The organism is Aeromonas sp. ASNIH8, assembly GCF_002919855.1.
Classification (GTDB): Bacteria; Pseudomonadota; Gammaproteobacteria; order Enterobacterales; family Aeromonadaceae; genus Aeromonas; species Aeromonas caviae.
On record NZ_PQLN01000199.1, the window covers coordinates 1 to 2,061 of the forward strand.

The window sequence follows — 2,061 nt, forward strand, 5'->3', positions numbered from 1 at the left end:
CCTGCTTGTGGTGATCGGGTTCGATATCCGTACCGGGTTCGACTTCGCCGGAGTCGATGCCAAGGACTACAGCAGCGCCAACCCCGCCCTTCGGGCTGAGTGGGCCTTCTGGCGCAAGGCGGCCCCCGCCTATGGCTTTGGTCGCACCGAGTTGATGCCTATCAAGTCCAGCGAAGAGGCCATCGGGAAGTACATCGGGAAATACATCGGGAAACACATGGAATCGCGTCAGGAAGCCGACAAGGGCGCAAGGCTGGTCAGGTACTCCCGTGGTGCTCGCGTGGCCACCACGCGCTTCCAGTTCGTTTCTGTGGGGTCTCAGCAATGGCGCTCAAAGCTCCGTAGCTTCGCCTATTACGTCGCCGAGAGAACGGGATGCGAACCCACGATGGAAGGGATCCGTGAGGTCTGCGGCCCACGCTGGGCCCACTATCACCGCGATTTCATCCTTGGCATGCCTGCCTCGGCTCCTGAGCCTGACGGGGCCCCCTTGGGGTGTCCGCCTCAGGAGTCCGAGGCAGGGAGTAAGACTAGTCCCGTGGGGGTGCCCCCCACGCCCCGCGCCTCCACGCTCGTTACCCCTTCGGGCCACTCTCGCGTCGAGGTTCTATCGGACGGCCACCATGATGCAGCCTGCCAGACGACAAGGAGGAGGAGCGAGCGGCCTAGCGAGGACGACGACGCCGGAGGGGGCAGGCGATCCACCGATTCACCGATTGGTTAATCTGCCGCGCTCCGCTTGCCATTTCCCGTCACCGTGACTATAATAAATTATCGTTACAGTGACAGGAAATCACCATGAAAGACGCCCACGATAGCCAGACCGCCGATCTCCTTCCCATCCCCCGCCCTCGTGGCCGACCACGTACCGGCAAAGCCTTGTCTGGGGCAGAGCGCCAAGCAAAGTACCGCGCTAAACAGGCAGAAAATACCATCACAGTGACGTTTAATCGTGAGGATGTGAAGGTTCTAAAGACGTTGCTCGCCAATCCCCCCGACATGCTTTGCCTGTCCCTGGACAACATCGACCGTTTAGCCAAGGCCGTGTTTGATGCCTGCCTTGCCCAGGGGCGCTAGCCCCTATAAGGCGCTCCCGTTACGTCAAATGGGATGACGTAGCCAAGCGCCGTAACCCGCGCAGCGGCTCGGATCCTGACCTGATCCCCGCTCCCCTCCCTTCCCTGCCAAACAGGCTTTTGAGGATCTCAGAATCAAAGGACTGATAACGCCATAGCGCTCCCGATGCTCTGTTGCATGTACGCATGTGTGCATATCCACATGCGCACATGTGCTCACGTGTGCATCTTTTGGTAACTGTTACCAAAAATCGCTTATTTGCTGGGAACTTGCGCGGTTTACATGGGTATCAAAGGTGGCTATCTTGGACAGTGACCGAGACTTCAAAAATCTGAGCTTAGGGGCTCTTAACCTGTCCAGAAGGGATACAGCCAGCACAAAGCTGATTAGCTGCCCGATTTGAAATGAAATGCCCCGCAACATCCGCAAAATGTCCGGGGCTCGGTCACCGTGAATTCCGTTAAAACCCAACAAGTGGTGACGCCATGATCATACATCATCAAGCCACCCTCACAAGCCCCTTAGAGCGGGCTCGTTCGGGGTGGTCATATGGAAGGTAAAACCGCTCAGGCCGAGGGGGGGTTTCTTCCTTGTCTAAATAGTAACATCTCAACCGAGATAGCCTCGACTCAGACCCGCAAAGCCGCTTCCGCTCTGGGCTGGAACGTCATGTCCTTTTCTAAAAAACATGGGTTAGAAAACCTCGGTTTCCTAACCCTAACCTTCAAGGATCATGTGGTCTGTGTGAAAGAGGCGCAGCGTCGTTTGAACTCCCTTTTGACCCATGTCATCAAACCCCGCTACCAGGACTACATCGGCGTCCTGGAACGTCAGAAGTCGGGCCGGATCCACTACCACCTGCTTGTGGTGATCGGGTTCGATATCCGTACCGGGTTCGACTTCGCCGGAGTCGATGCCAAGGACTACAGCAGCGCCAACCCCGCCCTTCGGGCTGAGTGGGCCTTCTGGCGCAAGGCGGCCCCC

General features: G+C 57.8%; 3 protein-coding genes. All 3 read left to right on the forward strand.

The genetic code is table 11. From position 1 onward, the window contains the following. Positions 1-724: hypothetical protein (locus C3418_RS24575; protein ID WP_219812711.1), on the forward strand; the 724-nt coding region annotated here is incomplete at its 5' end. 74 nt (positions 725-798) lie between these two features. Continuing rightward, a complete protein-coding gene (locus C3418_RS23345) occupies positions 799-1,077 on the forward strand; it encodes a hypothetical protein (RefSeq protein ID WP_103859369.1) in 279 nt (92 codons plus the stop codon). A 765-nt stretch (positions 1,078-1,842) separates the two neighbouring features. Beyond that, positions 1,843-2,061: hypothetical protein (locus C3418_RS23350; protein ID WP_219812712.1), on the forward strand; the 219-nt coding region annotated here is incomplete at its 3' end.

Bases quoted from the DNA above. Each gene is read 5' to 3' on its own strand.
- C3418_RS23345 (WP_103859369.1), top strand. From the start codon at position 799: ATGAAAGACGCCCACGATAGCCAGACCGCCGATCTCCTTCCCATCCCC.